Origin of the sequence: Mycobacterium sp., assembly GCF_052144515.1 — a bacterium.
GTDB lineage: Bacteria > Actinomycetota > Actinomycetes > Mycobacteriales > Mycobacteriaceae > Mycobacterium.
In genome coordinates this window covers 13,368-31,101 of record NZ_JBKQQD010000104.1, presented here as the reverse complement: position 1 = coordinate 31,101, position 17,734 = coordinate 13,368, and the positions used below count along the sequence as shown (strand labels likewise).

Below are 17,734 nucleotides of genomic sequence, written 5' to 3'. Positions count from 1 at the left end.
CACGACGTTGAAGTGCGCTCACGGCGACGAAATGCCGAAATCCCCACCCTGACCGCACAATGAAACCGACCATGCCGCGCAGCACCGGTGGACCCGCCGAGCCATTTACCGACCCAGGCTCCTAGGGCGCCACGCGATTCTTTAAGGCGTGCGCGGCACGGCAGATCGCCTACCATGTCCGGCATTGCAGACAATGTTGGGGTCGACCGGCACTACCCGGGACGTGGCGTCGGATGGCTTGACGGTCGTAACGCCCAGCGGGGGAAATCCGCCTCTGGCAATGCATTCGGGTGTCCTGGCGCGCGGGGTCGTCGAATCTTAGGCAGCTTGTTGCAGGTAGACGGCAATGCGGCAGATCTTTGCGTCGGCGTCGAATTCGAAGACACTCATCGAGTTCACGACATGCGCCTTGCCGCCGAAGAAGTGCCGCTCTTCGATCTCGAAGTACACGAGTTCTGACAGCTCGGTCACGCGTCGCACGGTTGTCTCGAAAGAATCGACTGAGTTAGCCCATCCGGTCAACATCTCGGCGTATTGCTGCCAGTTTTGGACTTCGAGGAAGGTACCGATCCGTTCAAAGCGGTCGATTGCGATCAGAGAGGCCAGTGGCGCCCAGTCTTCCGGCGTCCTCATCGTCGGCACCAACTGCCGCACGGTGTCTTGATACTGCATGACTTTTCGCATCAATGGCCCGATTTCGTCCACGCCCGATCTCCTTCCATAGTAGGGATGCTGGCAGCGCAGCTCGTGTCGACGTAGACCGCGATGACGGGCGTAGGTATCACATGTACACCCCGCCGTTGACGTTGATCTGCGCTCCGGTGATATAGCCCGCCTCATCCGAGCACAGGAACTGACATGCGGCCGCGATGTCCTCCCCTGTGCCGACGCGTTTGAGGGGCATCATGGCCCCGAGGTCCTTGATGCTTGGCAACTTGCCTTGTTCTTCGGCGTTGTGCGCCATCGGCGTATCGACCAGTCCGGGCGGAATCGTGTTGACGGTGATCCCGTGAGATGCGAATTCGAACGCCAGCGCCTTGGTCAACGCGATGACGCCCCCCTTGGAGGCGACATAGTCGGCTTGATTCGGTGCGCCCGTTTGTCCGGCGGCGGAGGAGATCGTTACGATCCGACCCCAGCCGGCGCTGATCATGTCGGGGATTGCCGCCTGCGCGCAGTTGAAGGTTCCGGTCAGATTGATCGCCAACGTGCGGTTCCATTGATCGAGGGTGATGTCGGTGAACGGCTCGAATGCGGTAACGCCAGCGCTGGTCACCAGTATTTGGATGGGACCGAACTCGTCGCGGACCGAGGCTATCGCGGAGTCGACCGCGGGCCGGTCGGTGACGTCGACATTGAACGCGATCGCCTGAAAGCCGTTGTCCCGCAGAGCCCCGACCCGCTGATTCAACGCGTCGCCTTGTCGATCGAAGATGGCCACCTTGTTCCCACACTTGGCCAAACGTTGGCTGATCGCCTGGCCGATACCGGAGGCGCCGCCGGTCACCACGACAACTCTGCTCATGGTTGTTCTCTTCTTTCTCAAGGGCTAGCGGCCTCAATCGGCCGGGATGAAGGTGATGTGCAGGCTGCTCAACCCCCGCACGATAAAGGTGGGGTCGTAGTCGAAATGCCGCTGCCCTGGCGGTCCGTGCTCGGATTCGGAGATCGAAATGTCGTGCGTACGATCGAGAAAACGGCCCAGCGTGACGCGCCCTTCGGCGCGGGCCAACGGACCGCCCGGGCAGGAATGTGCGCCGCGGCCAAAAGCGATGTGTTCGCGGACGTTCGCACGACCCAAGCGGCACTCGTTGGGCTGTTGGAAACGACGCTCGTCGCGATTGGCCGCACCCGGGTGGATCATCACCGTGGTTCCGGCTGCAATGTCAACGCCGCCAAGTGTCGTGGCTACCCTGGTCATCCGGAAGTCACTCATCGTCGGGCTTTCCAGGCGCAGCACTTCTTCGATGAATTCGGGAATCAGACCACGCTCGCTGCGCAGGCGCCCTTGAATATCCTTGTTGTCAGCGATGATCCGAAGCGCGGAGCACAGCATGCGCGCCGAGGTGTCTTGGCCAGCTCCGAACAGGAATGCGGCGGTGCGCACGATCGCATCGAGTTCGGGCAGTGAGCCGTCTTCATATGTGGCAGTGGCCAGCTGGGTAAGGACATCGTCACGGGGATCGCGCCGCCGATCCTCGAGATAGGTGCGGAACTTATCGAACAGGAATTCCAGCGGATTGACCGCAAGGGTCTGCTCGTCACCGACGACGGCGATGGTGCTGCCCGCCAAGACCTGGCGGACTTCGTCGCGATCCTCTTCGGGCACCCCCAGCAAGTCGGCGATCGCCAGCGTGGTGAACGGTTTGCCGTACTCGTTGATGCCTTCGCAGCGACCGATGCCGATGAATTCGTCGATGCAACGGTCGGCGATGCCCGCCAAGGCTGCTTCGTTCTCTTTGAGTCGGCGCGGTGTCAGCAGGCGCCGCAGCAGGCTGCGCTGGGTTTCGTGGGCCGCACCGTCCATCGTGACCATGAACTCGTTCATCGGCCACTGATCACGACGCGCTTCGATGACGTCGGTGATGTCCTGCGCCCTGGGCGGCACCTCTAGCGGCGGGTAGGGGCCGCCCACGGAGTTGCACGACGAGAACGTCGATGCGTCCTTGTATACCTGCACCGCTTCGTCATAACCCGTCACCGCCACAACGCCGGGATGGACCACCGGGTGCACCGGGCAGCGCGACCGCAGCGCATCGAAGTAGGGATAGGGGTCGCTGCCTAATTCGGTGTCGGTGAAAAAGTCGGCGACCTCCAAGTCCACCGCGTCCGCGGCCGATCGGGCTTCCACGCTTTCCACAGCTGTTCCCTTCTGGTCGAGGCGGGATCTTCCCAATAGTTGTACGCTTGTATAGCCTATACGGTCGTAGGGCGCAAGGATAGTCGCACAGCGTCCAAAGGCACTCTGTGGAACAACCGATTTCAGCCCGGTCGCGCCGCTCGTGCTGGCCGAACGATGCGGAGGGACTGACGCGATGACACGGATGGAACCATTGCCGGTGAAGAACTGGCCGCCTGAGATGCGCGATGCGTTGGCGGCGATGACCCCGCCCGGGCACCGGCATTCCCTGACCGGCGACCGTCGTCGTCAGGGCGCCAACATTCTCGGTGCGCTCGCGCACCATCCGGCCCTTGCGAAGGCGTTCTTCACACTCAACGGCCATCTGTTACGGGCCACAACCCTGACTCCACGTCAACGCGAATTGGTCATCATGCGCGTGGCCGTGTTACGGCAGTCCAGCTATGAGTGGGCACAGCATGTGTTCCTGGCGCGCGACGCAGGTTTGACCGACCTCGAAATCGCTTGGATCGCTTGGGGTCCAGAAGCGCCGGTTTGGGACGAGCTCGACGCAAGTGTGTTGCGCGCCGTCGGCGAACTCGACCGCGACGGTGTTATCGCGGACGAGACGTGGGCGGTCCTGGTCGAGCACTTGGACGCTCGGCAGATTCTCGATGTCATCTTCACTGCCGGTGCGTACGCGACAATCGCGTGGATGGTGGAGTCCCTAGGTATCGAACTCGACGACGACCTACGAGGGGGCCTCGCCGGGTAAAGGTGCGGATCGCTCCCGCCTACCACCGTTTCGGTGCCGGCGTGTCGATGGATAGCGGACGCTGGTAGGACAGGTCGCTGCGGTCGCGAGTGCCTACCGGGTAGCCCGTGTCATTGAAGAACGACGATTGCAGCACCGATGCATCGGCCAGGAACATCACCTCGACCGTTGATCTGCGAACTGCTATGCGCCACTTTCCGTCCCGCCGCTCCAGCCGGTCGACATATCGACCGCTGATGAACTGAGCGGTTCGGCCGTCAAGACTCAACAGCACCACGATGACGTAGCTCTCGGCGTGGGCGTTGTCGCCGTCGATCTCACAACTGTGAGTGGTGATGTTGTGTGTGTGGACCTGGGAGGTCGCCGCATGCGTGCGATTGGCCCAATCGCCGTATTCGGCGCCGAGGTTGGTCACGTTGCCGTGTTCGTCAATGCCATCGCGCTGATAGGCCGCGGTGATCAGGTCAACATCGTGGCGGTCGCAACCGCGTGCATGACGGGCGATGCAGTCCATGATCGCGGTGCGATCCATCAGGTAGGCGACATCCCGTTGCATAGCTGCTAGCTCGGTTTCCATCGTGATCTCCTCCGGACTGACGCACGTGCCGTAGCCTTCAAGGCGGCTAAACGGCCGCCGGTGCAGTACCTGCTGTACGATCGTACAGTAATGGCATGGGCGGGCACACCCCTTTGGGGCATAGGGATCAGGAGGTGGGTGCCACGGCAACCAATCGGCGTGTGGGCGCGGAGACGTCGAAGACCCGGGACGCGGTGCTCGATTCCGTCGAGGGCCTGCTGCTCGACGAGGGCTATGCCGGCGTCAGCTACCGGGCGGTGGCCAGCAAGGCTGGCGTGACCCCGAGTCTGATCCAGTATTACTTTCCCACCCTTGACAGCATGTTCGCGGGATTGATAAGGCGCTTGATCGAGCGCGACATCGCCCGGTGGACAGACGCACTAGAGCGCCGCCCGGATGAGCCGCTGCATGTGCTCTGGGAATACAGCTGGAGCGAGGCTGCCGGCGCGCTGAGCATGGAACTCATGGCACTGGGCAACCACCGGCCAACCGTGCGCGCCGAGATCACCGAGGGGACCGAGCGGATTCGCCGGGCTCAACTTCAAGCTCTGACAAGGAAATACGGTGACATCAATTTTCTCGATGACAGGTTCACGCCCGACGCCATGGCCCTGTTGCTGACGAGCATGCCCAAATATCTCAGCCTTGAAGACAGTATAGACGTCAGCATGGGGCACCGCGAACTTATCGCGGCATTCGAGAAATATCTTGACTCCATAGAGCCCAAACCCCGCGCCCGTAAGCCCAAGGTGCCCTCGCGCAACCGATCGCGCTCGTAGCGCTACACCGCATGCTGTACTGGTGTACAGCACCCATCATGCTGTACTCTCGTACAGCATGCGTATCGGTTTGACCGGCGGCGGTTCATCGACGGGGCAAATTGTCGCGCAGGCTCAACAGGCCGAAGCGGACGGGTTCAGCGCGCTGTGGTACGCCAGCGAAGTGTGCGGCGACCCGCTGGTCGCGATGGCGCTAGCGGGTGCGCAGACCACCGCGATCGAGCTGGGCACCGCAGTGTTACAGACCTACCCCTGCCATCCGCTGTTGCAGGCCAAGCGAATCGCGGCAGTGGTCGACGCAATAGGCCGCCCCGGCTTCACCCTCGGGATCGGTCCCTCACATGAGCCGCTCATCCGCGGTGTGTACGGGCTGTCCTATGAACACCCTGGACGAAACACCGAGGAGTACCTTCGGATCATCACCACGCTGCTGCGTGGCCAAGATGTCGATTACGACGGCCACGACTGGTCGGTCCACACGCAGGGACGCGGTGTGAAACTTCAACAGCGAGTATCGGTCTTGCTTGCGGCGCTGGGTCCGCGGTTACTGCGCGTTGCAGGTGAGCTGGCCGACGGAGTCGTGTTGTGGATGGCATCGACGCGAGCGATCGCCACCCATGTCGTTCCGAAATTGCACGCCGCTGCGTCAGCGGCGGGCCGGCCCACCCCGCGTGTCGTCGCCGGCTTGCCCGTGGCTGTCCACGACGACGAAGCCGAGGCGCGCGAGGCAGCCACGGCAACTTCGGGCGTGTACTCGGGCATGGCGAACTATCAACGCATTTTGGCGATCGGTGGTGCGGCCGATCCGGCCGAAGCCGCAGTGGTCGGAGACGAGGCATCAGTGCGTACCCAGCTGCAGTCGCTACTCGATGCCGGTGCCACCGACATCTGGGCGGCAGTGTTTCCCGTCGGTGACGACAAACGTACGTCGATGCGGCGGACCACCGATCTGTTGCGCGAGTTGGTGTCGTAGTGAAGGAGCAGACAATGCCGGTAACCGTCAATGCGATTACGCCCGCCGTGGGCCTAGAGATCATCGGCATGACCGCGGATCAGTTGGTCGAGCCTCAAACTGCCTCGGAAGCGCAGTGCGCCCTCGACGAACACGGCGTCGTGGTCTACCGCGAGATCAACATCAGCGACGAACAACTGGTGGCATTCAGCCGCCTGCTTGGGAAGCTGGTGGTGCAGCCAACCGGCGAACACCACTACCCCGAAATCCAGACCATCACTTTGGATCCAGCCAAGACGAATGCGCTGCTGGCCTCGTACCGTCAGGGCAATTTCCATTGGCATATCGACGGCGCTATCGACGAATACCCTCAAAAGGCTACGCTTCTGACGGCGCGTGCCGTAGACCCGGCTGGCGGCGACACCGAGTTCGCCAATATCTATGCCGCCTACGCGGCTTTGACGGACCACGACCGTGCCGAGATCGCCGACCTGCAGGTGGTGCATAGTTTTGCGCATGCGCAGTCGCTGGCCAATCCCGACGCAACCGAGGACCAACGCCGGTCGTGGGACCGCGTCCCCGCCCGAGTGCATCCGCTGGTCTGGACGCGCAGCAATGGCCGCCAGTCGCTGCTTCTCGGCGCCACCGCGGCCGAGATCGTCGGCTGGCCAGCCAAGAGAGGGCGCGCCCTGCTGGATCGGCTGCTGGATTGGTCGACACAACCTCAGTTCACGCTGCGTCATAAGTGGCGTAAGGGTGACCTCGTCATGTGGGACAACACGGGTATGCTGCACCGCGCCTTGCCATTTGAGCCCACCTCGGTCCGGCTGATGCACCGCACCACCCTAGTGGGGGAGGAACCCGTGTCCGCTTCATAATGAAGCGGACAGCCAAGCTCAGATTACCGCGCCACCATTGACACCGATGACCTGGCCGGTGATGTAACTCGCCGAGTCTGAGCACAAGAACGCGCAGATCGCCGCAATGTCCTCGCCGGTGCCCAGCCGCCCCGCGGGAATCGCCTTGGCCAGGATCTCGCTCGGCGGGAGCTTTTTGGCACGCTGAGCCTCGCGCAGCATCGGGGTGTCGACCGTGAACGGCGGAACGGTATTGACGGTAATTCCCTTGGCGGCGTATTCCAACGCAACGGTTTTCGTCAGGGCAATGACACCGCCCTTGGACGCGGAGTAATGGCCTTGTCGTATCGACCCGGTCTGACCGGCCGCCGAAGAGATAGTCACAACACGGCCCCAACCTGCTGCGACCATGTCTGGAAGGGCGGCTTGCAGGCACAGGAATGTGCCGGTGAGGTTGACAGCCAGATAGCGATTCCACTCGTCGAATCCAATCTGATCGAAGCGGGTGAACCCAGCAACCGCCGCGCTCGTGACCAGGACCTCGATTGGCCCGAGGTTGTCTCGCACAGTCTCGAAAGCAGCCTCCACGGCAACGGGATCGGATACGTCAACCTGTACCCCGATCGCCGATGCGCCCCCGCTCGCCAGATCAGATGAAACCTTCCCGGCAGCTTCGGCGTTGATGTCGAGTACCGCGACCCGGCGGCCCTCGCGCGCTAGATGCTCTGAAATCGTCTGTCCGAGACCGGATCCACCCCCCGTGACGACTGCGACTCGCGCCATTTCAGATGCCCGCCGGTCCCGGTCCGCCGTGCATTAACAGCGTCTGACCCGAACAGAAGCTCGACGCATCAGACGCGAAGAACAACACCCCATAGCCGATCTCATCAGGTTCACCAAGGCGCCCCGATGCGTTAGTCATTCCGATCGCCTCCGGATCGAGCCCGTACCGCGCGGCGTCGTCGGTCAGCGTCGCGGCGCGAACCGCACCGACGGCGATGGCGTTGACTCGTAGGCCTTTTCCTGTCCAAGCCGCAGCCATAGACGCAGTCAGGTTATTCACCGCTGCCTTGGCGGCACCGTAGGGCGCGGCCTGCGGCATGCCCACCAGGCTTGCTCCCGAAGAGATGTTGACGATCGCCCCCTTGCCTTGTTCAAGCATCGGCCTGGCTGCGGCGCGCGAAAGATGCCAGACTGCATCGAAGTTCAGCGCGACGACGTGGTCGAAATCATCGTCGGGCCACTTCAATATGGACTTGGTCTCCGCGCCGCCCGCGCAGTTGACGAGAATGTCGATCCGACCGAATTCCTGCAGTGTTGCGTCGATGAGTTCCTGGCACGCCTCGGCGGTGGTTACGTCGGTGGACACTGCGAGTGCCCGCCGCCCCACGGCACGTGCTTCCTTGGCGGTCGATTCGAGCGGATCGGGACGTCGACCGGCGAGCACGACGTCGGCTCCGTGTTCGGCGAGCACCAATGCTGCGCCTCGCCCGATTCCCGTGCCACCGCCGGTGATCACTGCAATCCGACCTTCGAGGGAGAACCGATCGCTCAGGTGCATATTCCTCCGTTCAGTTTGACTGTACGAGTGTACAGCAGATGATATATGGTCGTACAGTACGCATGAGGAGGGACGTTGAGCGAGCAGCTTTATTACGACCCGTGGGACGTCGAGATCGATCTCGATCCGTACCCGGTCTACCGACGACTACGTGACGAGGCGCCGCTCTATTACAACGAGCGCCATGACTTCTGGGGAGTGAGCCGTTACGTCGATGTCGAGGCAGCCCTCAAAGATTCGATCAGGCTGAGTTCGGCGAAGGGCGACATCCTGGAGGTGGTGAAGGCCGATCCCGTAATGCCGCCTGGAGTTTTCATCAATGAGGACCCTCCTTTGCACACCATCCATCGTGCGCTGGTATCGCGGGCCTTCATGCCGAAGAAGATGCGAGCACTTGAGGACAAGGTGCGCGCCTTCTGCAGGGCCTGCCTCGATCCGCTGACCGACAGTCAGAGCTTCGACTTCGTAATTGATCTGGGGCGTGAACTCCCGATGCGCACGATAGGCATGCTCGCCGGCATCCCCGACTCCGAACAACCATCGATGCGCGCCGAGGCGCATCGCGTCCTGCGGAATGAGCCAGGCAAACCCCTGCCAGTGGACAAAGACCACTACTTCGACGGCGACATGTTTACTGAGTACGTCGCGTGGCGCGAGAAGAATCCTTCTGACGATCTGATTACAGAGTTGCTCAACGTCGAGTTCGAGGACGAGACCGGGACGACGCGTCGGTTGACCAAGCAGGAACTATTGATCTTCCTCGCCGTCGTCGCAGGTGCTGGCGTGGAAACCACGGGTCGACTGTTCGGATGGATGGGCAAAGTGCTGGCCGAGCACCCCGATCAGCGCAAGGAACTCGTCAACGATCACTCCCTGATCCCAGTCGCAATCGAAGAACTCCTCCGCTTCGAGCCACCTGGTCCACATGTGGCCCGGTACGTCGCGACCGAGGACGTCCGGTTCCAAAACCAGACAGTGCCGGCCGGGAGCGCACTGCTCATCATATTGGCCTCGGCCAACCGCGACGAGCGTCACTTCGAGGATCCCGATCGCTTTGATATCCACCGAAAGCCCGGCCGACACTTGACCTTCGGCCGGGGAGCCCACTTCTGCGTTGGTGCTCCTCTGGCCCGACTGGAGGGCCGGGTAGCGCTGGAAGAGGTACTCAAGCGATTCCCCGAATGGCAGGTCGACCTCGGCAACGCCCGCCGGTCACGCACGTCCACTGTGCGCGGGTGGGACTCCATGCCAGCGATCGTCTGCTGATGGCGGATGATGCCCACGACAGAGGCGCGGCCGACACCATGTGGTGTCGTTCGGGACGGAGAGGCCAAATCGCCCAATGGTCTGTTGCGATGCCGTCATTCGCACAGCGCCTGATCTCTCACCGCCAGGATCCCGCGAACACGCCCTCGCGTCCGCAGTAGCTTCGTCAAGCGCCGTCTTTCGTCAACATTGTCAACGCCCTGACCAGCTATTTTCTGTGCGGGTCAACGCGGGCCAACCTGACCCCGCCTGCCGACGGCGGCCACCGGGCGCCATATGCTCGATCGACTCAGCCCATCAACTGAGCAGCCACGGTGGCGCCAAGATTCCAGCAGGCCTCCACGTCGCTCTTGCTGGGCTTTCCCGAAACAATCACGGCCTCTGCGGCTTTCACCCAGCCGAGACCGGTCGTGATGGTGTCGACGGCTCGCTCGGCTCCCTCGGTGCCTTCATTGCCGTGGAGGTACAGGCCGAACGGCCGCCCGCGCGTCGAATCGAGCAGCTGGTAGTAGGCGCAGTCAAAGGCGTGCTTGAGAGCGCCGCTGATGTAGCCGAGGTTGGCCGGGGTGCCCAGCAGATAGCCGTCGGCTTCCAGCATCTCGGCCGGCGAGACCGTGAGCGCCGGTCGCCGCACGACCTCCACACCCTCGATCTCGGGGTCCGTCGCTCCGGCCAGCACCGCCTCGAACATCTCCTGCGTGTGCGGCGAAGGCGTGTGGTGGACGATCAGCAGTGTCTTGCTCATCGACGGCCTTGCAGTGCCCGGTGTAATTCCGAGGCGGTCTTCATCGCTTCCCGCGCGCGGCGCCGATCCCCGGCATAGTCGTAGGCCCGGGCCAGCCGGTACCAGCGCCGCCAGTCGTCGGGATCGCCCTCCACCTCGGTGCGCACGCTGGCGAACAGCGCGTCGGCCGCGTCTCGCTGGAAGCGCCCCGACGGCCGTCGCGGCAGCGCGCTGGTATCGAGTTCCATGTCGTCTTCGGCGATGAGGCGGGCCAGCTTCTGATGGGCGAATCCCGCTCGCAGGGTGGCGATCATCGCCCACAGCCCGATGACCGGCATGATCAGCAGCGCCAGCCCCAGGCCGACAGCGGCCGGGCGTCCGGAGCCGGTCATCGCGATGGCCATGCGACCGAGCAGGCCGATGTACACCAGCATTGCCACGCACAGGAAGGCGATGAGCAACTGGGTGCGCACAGTGCGCCCGACATTAGTCATTGCAGGGTCATTGCCACGTCATTGCAGGTTGAGCAGAGGCTCGATGCCCACCGTGAGGCCCGGCCGTTCCTTGATGCGGCGCACCGCCAACAGCACGCCCGGCACAAACGAGGTGCGGTCCAGGCTGTCGTGACGGATGGTCAGGGTCTCCCCTTCGGTGCCGAACAAGATCTCCTGGTGGGCAACCAGTCCGGCCAGCCGCACCGAGTGCACCGGGATGCCGTCGACGTCGGCGCCGCGGGCACCGGGCAGGCTGGTACTGGTGGCATCGGGGTTGGGCGGCAGGCCTTTTCGAGCCTCCGCGATCAGCTTCGCGGTGCGCGCGGCGGTGCCCGACGGGGCGTCGGCCTTATGCGGATGATGCAGCTCGATGACCTCCGCCGAGTCGAAGAAGGGCGCGGCCTGCTTGGCGAAGCGCATGGACAGCACCGCCCCGATCGCGAAGTTCGGGGCGATCAGCACCGATGTTTTGGGCTTGTCGGCCAGCCAGGACTCCACCTGTTGGAGGCGTTCAGCGGTGAAGCCGGTGGTGCCGACGACGGCGTGAATTCCGTTGTCTATCAAGAACTCCAGATTGCCCATCACGACGTCGGGGTGGGTGAAGTCGATGACGACCTCGGTGTTGGTGTCGATCAGCAGGCTCAGCGGGTCGCCGAGGTCGATCTCCGCGGACAGGGTTAGATCCTCGGCCGCCTGCACCGCCGCCACCATCGTCGACCCGACTTTTCCTTTGGCTCCCAACACGCCTACCCGCATTGGTGAAGCCTACTGCGACGTCAGAGGCGGGCTTGCCTGACGGGTCGATAACCTGCTGCCGCAAGCCAAGCCCGGGCACGGCCACGCTGGCGTTCCTCGGACAATTGGAAATAGCGCTGCAACTCCGCGGGCCACCGTGCGAGCACGTCTTTAAAACGCCGGAAAGCGCCCTTACCCTTGATGGCGATCTCCAGCCGATCGACGATTGCCGGATCGTCCACCGTCTCAATGAACAACTCCATATCCCAGTAACCTGGGCGCGAGCCTTCGCACTCCACGTAGAGCCAACGACCCTCCTCGTCATCCTGGTTCTCTTCGTAGTCCGACATCTCCGGCCAACAGTCACCGGTCTCAAGGTCGATTCGTCCACCGCCCTGTCGCGGGTCGCCTTCGAGCAGATCCGCCAGCTGGTCCAAATCGACGGGGAGCGGGCGAAGCATCGGAGTCGCGCCCTGGTTGAGGATTGCAAGTAGTTGGTCGGCCAATTCCTCGTCACCCGTCCAGGCGCGCTCCCGCAGTGCCGCAGCACATTGTGCGGCCAACTCAGTTGCTTGTGGCACGCCCTGCGCAACGGCGTCCAGTAGGCCATCGCCTGCCAGTTGAAGGGCTTCATGGAGCATGCGACCGCGAACCACCTCGACGACGGTGGACCCGTCACCCCTGACCACCGCTAGGTGTAGCTCATTCGCGGCGTTTGCGTCCCAATCCACCATGTGGGAACGGTATCCAAAGGCGCCGACGCCCTCTCTGCACCGGTGTAGCGACGAAGTTGTCCACAGTTCGGTATTTGCCCACAGGCGCGACATTTGCGCTGGTTGCCATCCGCCGACGGTTATATCATTCGAACATGCTTTCGATTGAGGTTCCAACCGAGGTGACCGCCATGCTCGACGCCTTCGGCGCGGCCTTGGCCGGTATCGCTGAGCTGAACCTCGACGGCCTCGCCGTCCCGGTGCGGCTGCACATGCTCGAGCAGATGGAGACAGTGCTCCGGCGCCATATCGCGGTTAGCCACGACATGATCGGGGACCTCGCTAAAGAAGATCCCACCGACCTCGGCGGTCCGCCCCACCAGGTGATCGCCGACTGGCTGCGCATCAGCTACACCGAAGCACGCCGCCGCATCCGCGATGCCCAACAGCTGTCCCCGCGCCTCACGTTGACCGGCCAGCAACTGCCACCCGAACTACCGGCCACCGCCGTGGCATGGCGAGACGGCGTTCTGGATGCCCAGCACCTGCGAGTGATCCAAACCTTCGTGCACGACCTGCCCCAGGACACTCCGGTCGCCGTTGTCGAACACGCCGAGAAGCAACTGGCCGAGCAAGCCGCCCAACTGCGCCCCGACCAACTGCACAAAGCCGCCAACCGTGCCTCCGTGCTGATCAACCCCGACGGGAAATTCTCCGACAACGACCGCGCCCGTCAACGCGGCTTCACCTGGGGCGCCCAACGCGCCGACGGCATGAGCACCGGCACCCTGGTCGCCTCCCCCGAACTGCGCGCCAACATCGACGCCTGGCTGGCCCGCCTCGCCGCACCCGGCATGTGCAACCCCGACGACGAAACACCGCGCGTCACCGGCCAGCCCGACGATGACGCGGCAAGCAAGGATCTGCGGACGCCGGCCCAACGCCAACACGACGCCCTCAACGCTCTGGTCCGTGGCCAACTCGGCGATCCCAAACTCGGACTACACAACGGACTGCCGGTCAGCGTGATCGTGTCCACCACGCTGCAAGAGCTGACGTCAGGCGCGGGCCGGGCTGTGACGGGTGGGGGCACCGTGCTGCCCATGCGCGACCTCATCCGCATGGCCAGCCACGCCTACCATTACCTCGCTATCTTCGACAAGCACTCCAACCGGCCGCTCTATCTGGGCCGCACCCGCCGCATCGCCTCCGCCGATCAACGGGTGGTCCTCTACGCCAAAGACCGCGGCTGTACGGCACCGGGCTGCGACGTCCCGGGGTACTGGAGCGAAGTCCACCACGTCGACGACTGGGCCACCGGCGGCAAGACCGACGCCGACAAACTCACCTTCGCCTGTGCAGCCAACCACAAACTGGTCGGAAAAGCCTGGACGACAACAAAACTCCCCAACGGCCGCACCGAGTGGATCCCCCCGCCCCACCTCGACCACGGGCGAAAACGCACCAACGACTACCACCACCCAGAACGCCTCGTCGATGAAGACGAACCGGGTTGACGCGACTACTTCTTGAACCGCCCGGCGAACCCGCGCAGCGGCAAGTCGGCGCTGGTGATCAGGCCCGGGCGCGCCGCGACGACCGACTTGATCGCGGCCAGGGCGGGCATCCCGGTGACGGTCATGCCGATGGACGCGAAGTTGTCTGGATTGGACAGGTCCACACCGGGTTTGGGGAAGATCATGTGCTTGTTGTAGACACACGGGTCGCCCTTGATCTGAGTGATGTAGCAGCCCTTGATGTTCCAGCTGGGATCGGTGTGCGGGGTCATCTGCCACTCCAGGTGCGTCTCGACCCGCGGAACCCCGTCCACCATGCCCTGGTATTTGATGTAGTTGCCGCCCAACGAACCCTGGGGCAGCGTGTACCAGCCCAGGTCGACATCCTTAGTACAGGCGCCCAATTCGTAACTGAACTTGACCTCGTCGAGTGGCAGATCGAAACAGTCGGCCATCATCAGCACACTGTCGGCGAAGACGCGGGTGTACTTCTCCAGCTTCGATGGGATCTCCGGATCGTCGACCGGCTGGCCGTAGCCGACCTCGATCCAGGTGTCCTTGGAGTGGTGGCATGAGACGTCGACGGACTCGATGGTGGTGATGTTCTCGATCTCGGCGACGTCGGCCGAACACACCACGCCGAGGATCTGGTTCAGACCCGGGTTCATTCCGGTGCCGTAGAAGGTTGCGCCGCCCTTTTCACACGCCTCGCCCAGGAGCTGGGTCACCGGCTTGCCCGACGGGTGCGGGTGGTTTCTGTCACGATGCCACCCGGTGATCCAGTCGGCGGTGGTGACGATATTGATCCCCGCCTCGAGCACTTTGACGTAGAGGTCCTCGTCGGGGAACACGCCATGAAAGGTGAGGACGTCAGCTCCGCTCGCGATGATCTCCTCGATGGTGCCGGTGGCCGTCACGCCGTTGGGCTCGATGCCCGCGAGCTCACCAGCATCGCGCCCAACCTTTTCCGGCGAATAGCAGTGCACGCCAATGAGTTCGAGGTCGGGCTGAGTGGCGATCCGCTTGATCATCTCCGAACCCACGTTTCCGGTGGCTACCTGGAAAACGCGAATCGGTCGGGCGGGTGCGTTCATTCGGCTTCAGCCTTTCTGGGATGCTGTGTACACTTCGGCGGCGCTGCCACCGATGCCGTCGGGATAAAACCGTTTGGCCCACTTGCGAATTGCGGTGAAGCCCTCGTATTCGTCGGGGGCCAACGCGGGTGGGTCCGAGTAGCGCTGGTGGGACCAGATGTGGATGTCCTGTTCGAACTGCCGAATGACTTCCTGTCCGAACTCTCGCGCCCTCGACTCGGCCCGCTCCGGATCCTTACCCGGCTTGCGGCCGATGTAGACCATGAACCGGACGTCGGAGGTGGACTCGTCGACCGGGGTGATCGCGGAGATGGTGCGGTTGTCGATCATGCCCCAGCTCTTGGTCACCGCAATTCCCAGGCCGCCGTTGATCGCCTCCACTCCGCTGTTGACGTCCTCGATCAACTGGGCGTCGTCGCCCTCGAAGGTGATGGTGAAATCGACGTAGGACACCGGGTCGTCGAAGTCGTGGCGGGTGAAGACCGGCACGATCGGAGTGTTGTGCACGTACTTGAAATGCGCGAAGTCCACCCCATTTTCGAGCACGTACTGCGGATGCAGTTCCAGGCTCGCTCGGTACAACCTCTGCTGCGGGTAGTAATCCGCGGCACTACTGCCGTCGCCGAAGCCGGCGAACACGTCCGGCGCATCAAAGAACGGCAAGCGTCCCTCGACGTCGTGCCAGATGTAGACCGATTCGTTGCGCTCCACCACGGGGTAAGTGCGGATGCGCCGGCCGCGGTTGGGGCGATCCTGATAGGGGATGCACACGTTGCGGCCCTGCTGGCTCCACTGCCATCCGTGGAACGGGCACTGCAGCACCTCGCCGACGACCTTGCCGCCGTAACCCAGGTGGGCACCCAGGTGTTCGCAGTAGGCGTTCATCACGGTGAGCTGGCCGGACTCGGCCCGCCAGGCGACCATCTCCTGGTCGAAGTACTTCATCGTGTGGACGTCGCCAACGGCGATGTCGTCGGACCAGGCGACCTGGAACCATCCGGTCGGCTTCATCGACAACGGCGGCTTGGCCATCCGGGTCTCCTCCCTGGTGTCAAAATCACAGTACCCTCTATGAAAATGTTAGTCGAGACCATAGGATCGACAAGGTGACGGGGCAGGGTGCCGGGACCGGAGTCGCCGGCCGGCGCACCAATCGGCGTGGCCACGCGACTCGCGAAAGCATGCTGAAGGCCGCGCTGAAGTCGCTTGCCTCGGGCGAACCGGGCTCGGTGTCGGCAAATCGCATCGCCAAGGAGATCGGCGCCACCTGGGGCGCGGTGCAGTATCAGTTCGGCGACACCGACGGCTTCTGGGCTGCGGTGCTGCACCGCACGGCCGAGCGCCGCGCCGCGACACTATCGACGACTGCCCGCGCGGACGCACCGCTGCGCGAACGCGTCAGCTCCATCGTCGATACCCTCTACCACGGTCTGGCGACGTCGCGAGATGCACGCGCGATCGAAAACCTGCGGGCGGCGCTGCCGCGGGACCCGCGCGAACTCGAACGCCTCTACCCCCGCACGGCCGCCGAGCTGTTCTCCTGGGGCAAGAGCTGGCTTCAGACCTGCCAGAACGCCTTCGCCGATCTCGACGTCGACCCGAACCGGGTGCGCGAGGTGGCCGCACTCATTCCCGGCGCGTTGCGCGGTCTGGTCTCCGAGCGCCAACTGGGTTCTTACGCCGACCTCGACGTCGCACGACGCGGTCTGACCAACGCCCTGGTCGCCTATCTGGAACACTCTCAGGAACGATAAGCCTCAGGCGTCTCTAGACGTCCAAGACCAGCCGGTCGCCTTTGGCCCGCGACATGCAGACCAGCATCTCGTTGTCGCCCACGACGGTGCGGCCTCGGTGATCGACCTGTCCGGCAAGCACTTTGACCTTGCACGTCCCGCAGTAGCCTTGCTGACACGAATACGGGGTCGTCGGGTTGTGGTCGAGCATGACATCCAGCGCAGACCGATTCGCCGGGACGTTGAGCAGCCGCTTCGACCGCGCGAGTTCCAGCTCGAAGGGAGCTCCGTCGACCACCGGCGGCGGGCTGAACCGTTCGTAATGCAGTGGCGCGTTGGCATGTTCGCTACGGGCCACGCGTACCGCGTCCAGCATGCCGGCCGGCCCGCACACGTACACAGCCGTCGCCGGCCCCGCGCCGGCCAGCAGGTCATCGACGGTGGCGATGCGGCCGTGTTCGTCGTCGGCCCACACGGTCACCCGATCGGGCGACACCGACACCACCTCGTGCAGGAACGGCATGTACTCGCGGCTACGACCGGCATAGATTGCGCGCCAAGAGATTCCACGCTGCTGAACCACCTGGATCATCGGCAGGATGGGTGTCACACCGATGCCGCCGATCACAAACAGCGCGTCGTGCTCGGCCGTACCGAGATAGAACGCGTTGCGGGGACCCTCGAACATCAGCGTGTCGCCAGCGTCGAAGGTGTCGTGCATCTCGATCGAACCCCCACCGCCGTCGGCAATCCGGCGCACGGCGATGCGGTAGTCCGTGCGGCGCCCGGGCGGACCGCAGAGCGAATACTGCCGCCGTCGGCCGGAGGGCAGCGCGACGTCGATGTGCGCGCCGGGCGTCCAGGATGGGAGCAGTCCGCCGTCGGGATCGGCCAACGTCAAGGCGACCACGTCGGGCGCAACGAGCTCGCGTTTGGTGACCACCGCGGATTGTGTCCGCGCCATCGGCTTCACCCGGGAAGGGGTCCACCGCGAGGCCGAGGCGAATCCCCCGAACAGCACGCGCACACCCCATAACGCGGTGGCGAGGCGATCGCGGTCGCGCCGTCCGTACAAGTCGGGCGGCCGACTGGTCCAGATGCTTTCCGGCACAGGGCAA

General features: G+C 63.7%; 20 protein-coding genes. 7 read left to right on the top strand and 13 right to left on the bottom strand.

The genetic code is table 11. From position 1 onward, the window contains the following. Nucleotides 1–318: 318 nt before the first annotated feature. The 3 genes from ACLP9N_RS06000 to ACLP9N_RS05990 form a co-directional block, all read right to left on the bottom strand. The gene (locus ACLP9N_RS06000; RefSeq protein ID WP_442406528.1) at nt 319–705 is read right to left on the bottom strand and encodes a hypothetical protein; all 387 of its coding nucleotides are present in this window, start codon (nt 703–705) and stop codon (nt 319–321) included. Nucleotides 706–781: 76 nt separating this feature from the next. Beyond that, nucleotides 782–1,525 carry an SDR family NAD(P)-dependent oxidoreductase gene (locus ACLP9N_RS05995; RefSeq protein ID WP_442406527.1) on the bottom strand — a complete coding sequence of 248 codons (744 nt, stop codon included), beginning with the start codon at nt 1,523–1,525 and terminating at the stop codon, nt 782–784. Nucleotides 1,526–1,558: 33 nt separating this feature from the next. Continuing rightward, nucleotides 1,559–2,860 carry a cytochrome P450 gene (locus ACLP9N_RS05990; protein WP_442406526.1) on the bottom strand — a complete coding sequence of 434 codons (1,302 nt, stop codon included), beginning with the start codon at nt 2,858–2,860 and terminating at the stop codon, nt 1,559–1,561. A gap of 175 nt (nt 2,861–3,035) precedes the next feature. On the opposite strand from ACLP9N_RS05990, the gene ACLP9N_RS05985 reads away from it, so the two are divergent. After that, nucleotides 3,036–3,614 (top strand): carboxymuconolactone decarboxylase family protein, encoded by a 579-nt coding sequence (locus ACLP9N_RS05985; RefSeq protein WP_442406525.1) that lies wholly within the window; start codon nt 3,036–3,038, stop codon nt 3,612–3,614. Nucleotides 3,615–3,633: 19 nt separating this feature from the next. On the opposite strand, the gene ACLP9N_RS05980 is transcribed toward ACLP9N_RS05985, so the two are convergent. Beyond that, nucleotides 3,634–4,191 carry a nuclear transport factor 2 family protein gene (locus tag ACLP9N_RS05980; RefSeq protein WP_442406524.1) on the bottom strand — a complete coding sequence of 186 codons (558 nt, stop codon included), beginning with the start codon at nt 4,189–4,191 and terminating at the stop codon, nt 3,634–3,636. A gap of 134 nt (nt 4,192–4,325) precedes the next feature. Between ACLP9N_RS05980 and ACLP9N_RS05975 the strand changes: the two genes are divergently transcribed. Genes ACLP9N_RS05975 through ACLP9N_RS05965 form a run of 3 tightly spaced genes read left to right on the top strand, consistent with a single transcriptional unit; the run spans nt 4,326 to nt 6,800 of the window. Then, the gene (locus ACLP9N_RS05975) at nt 4,326–4,970 is read left to right on the top strand and encodes a TetR/AcrR family transcriptional regulator (RefSeq protein WP_442406523.1); all 645 of its coding nucleotides are present in this window, start codon (nt 4,326–4,328) and stop codon (nt 4,968–4,970) included. 58 nt (nt 4,971–5,028) lie between these two features. After that, entirely contained in the window at nt 5,029–5,943 is a 915-nt protein-coding gene (locus tag ACLP9N_RS05970; RefSeq protein ID WP_442406522.1) for a TIGR03564 family F420-dependent LLM class oxidoreductase, read from the top strand. 14 nt (nt 5,944–5,957) lie between these two features. Continuing rightward, nucleotides 5,958–6,800, top strand: a complete 843-nt coding sequence (locus ACLP9N_RS05965) for a TauD/TfdA dioxygenase family protein (protein ID WP_442406521.1) — start codon at nt 5,958–5,960, stop codon at nt 6,798–6,800. A gap of 18 nt (nt 6,801–6,818) precedes the next feature. On the opposite strand, the gene ACLP9N_RS05960 is transcribed toward ACLP9N_RS05965, so the two are convergent. Beyond that, on the bottom strand, nt 6,819–7,562 hold the full coding sequence (locus tag ACLP9N_RS05960; protein WP_442406520.1) for an SDR family NAD(P)-dependent oxidoreductase: 744 nt from the start codon (nt 7,560–7,562) through the stop codon (nt 6,819–6,821). Nucleotide 7,563: 1 nt separating this feature from the next. Next, on the bottom strand, nt 7,564–8,334 hold the full coding sequence (locus tag ACLP9N_RS05955; RefSeq protein WP_442406530.1) for an SDR family NAD(P)-dependent oxidoreductase: 771 nt from the start codon (nt 8,332–8,334) through the stop codon (nt 7,564–7,566). A gap of 81 nt (nt 8,335–8,415) precedes the next feature. Between ACLP9N_RS05955 and ACLP9N_RS05950 the strand changes: the two genes are divergently transcribed. Then, on the top strand, nt 8,416–9,606 hold the full coding sequence (locus ACLP9N_RS05950) for a cytochrome P450 (protein ID WP_442406519.1): 1,191 nt from the start codon (nt 8,416–8,418) through the stop codon (nt 9,604–9,606). A 289-nt stretch (nt 9,607–9,895) separates the two neighbouring features. Here ACLP9N_RS05950 and ACLP9N_RS05945 read toward each other — a convergent pair whose 3' ends face one another. Genes ACLP9N_RS05945 through ACLP9N_RS05930 form a run of 4 tightly spaced genes read right to left on the bottom strand, consistent with a single transcriptional unit; the run spans nt 9,896 to nt 12,293 of the window. Then, nucleotides 9,896–10,351: a flavodoxin family protein gene (locus ACLP9N_RS05945; RefSeq protein WP_442406518.1), complete on the bottom strand. Its 456-nt coding sequence runs from the start codon at nt 10,349–10,351 to the stop codon at nt 9,896–9,898. Continuing rightward, nucleotides 10,348–10,824, bottom strand: a complete 477-nt coding sequence (locus ACLP9N_RS05940) for a hypothetical protein (protein ID WP_442406517.1) — start codon at nt 10,822–10,824, stop codon at nt 10,348–10,350. Before ACLP9N_RS05940 ends, ACLP9N_RS05945 begins: the two co-directional genes overlap by 4 nt. Nucleotides 10,825–10,842: 18 nt before the next feature. Further along, nucleotides 10,843–11,580: a 4-hydroxy-tetrahydrodipicolinate reductase gene (gene dapB / locus ACLP9N_RS05935; RefSeq protein WP_442406516.1), complete on the bottom strand. Its 738-nt coding sequence runs from the start codon at nt 11,578–11,580 to the stop codon at nt 10,843–10,845. A gap of 20 nt (nt 11,581–11,600) precedes the next feature. Continuing rightward, nucleotides 11,601–12,293, bottom strand: coding sequence for a UPF0158 family protein (locus ACLP9N_RS05930; RefSeq protein WP_442406515.1), 693 nt, complete (start codon nt 12,291–12,293; stop codon nt 11,601–11,603). A gap of 134 nt (nt 12,294–12,427) precedes the next feature. On the opposite strand from ACLP9N_RS05930, the gene ACLP9N_RS05925 reads away from it, so the two are divergent. Then, on the top strand, nt 12,428–13,789 hold the full coding sequence (locus ACLP9N_RS05925) for an HNH endonuclease signature motif containing protein (RefSeq protein ID WP_442406514.1): 1,362 nt from the start codon (nt 12,428–12,430) through the stop codon (nt 13,787–13,789). Between the two features lie 5 nt (nt 13,790–13,794). On the opposite strand, the gene ACLP9N_RS05920 is transcribed toward ACLP9N_RS05925, so the two are convergent. Both ACLP9N_RS05920 and ACLP9N_RS05915 read right to left on the bottom strand, forming a co-directional pair. Next, a complete protein-coding gene (locus ACLP9N_RS05920; protein WP_442406513.1) occupies nt 13,795–14,883 on the bottom strand; it encodes an NAD(P)H-dependent amine dehydrogenase family protein in 1,089 nt (362 codons plus the stop codon). A gap of 6 nt (nt 14,884–14,889) precedes the next feature. Continuing rightward, entirely contained in the window at nt 14,890–15,915 is a 1,026-nt protein-coding gene (locus ACLP9N_RS05915; protein WP_442406512.1) for a Rieske 2Fe-2S domain-containing protein, read from the bottom strand. Nucleotides 15,916–16,064: 149 nt separating this feature from the next. Here ACLP9N_RS05915 and ACLP9N_RS05910 point away from each other — a divergent pair, with 149 nt between their 5' ends. Beyond that, nucleotides 16,065–16,637, top strand: a complete 573-nt coding sequence (locus ACLP9N_RS05910; protein ID WP_442406529.1) for a TetR/AcrR family transcriptional regulator — start codon at nt 16,065–16,067, stop codon at nt 16,635–16,637. A 13-nt stretch (nt 16,638–16,650) separates the two neighbouring features. Here ACLP9N_RS05910 and ACLP9N_RS05905 read toward each other — a convergent pair whose 3' ends face one another. Further along, a complete protein-coding gene (locus ACLP9N_RS05905) occupies nt 16,651–17,727 on the bottom strand; it encodes a PDR/VanB family oxidoreductase (RefSeq protein ID WP_442406511.1) in 1,077 nt (358 codons plus the stop codon). Between the last annotated feature and the right edge of the window lie 7 nt (nt 17,728–17,734).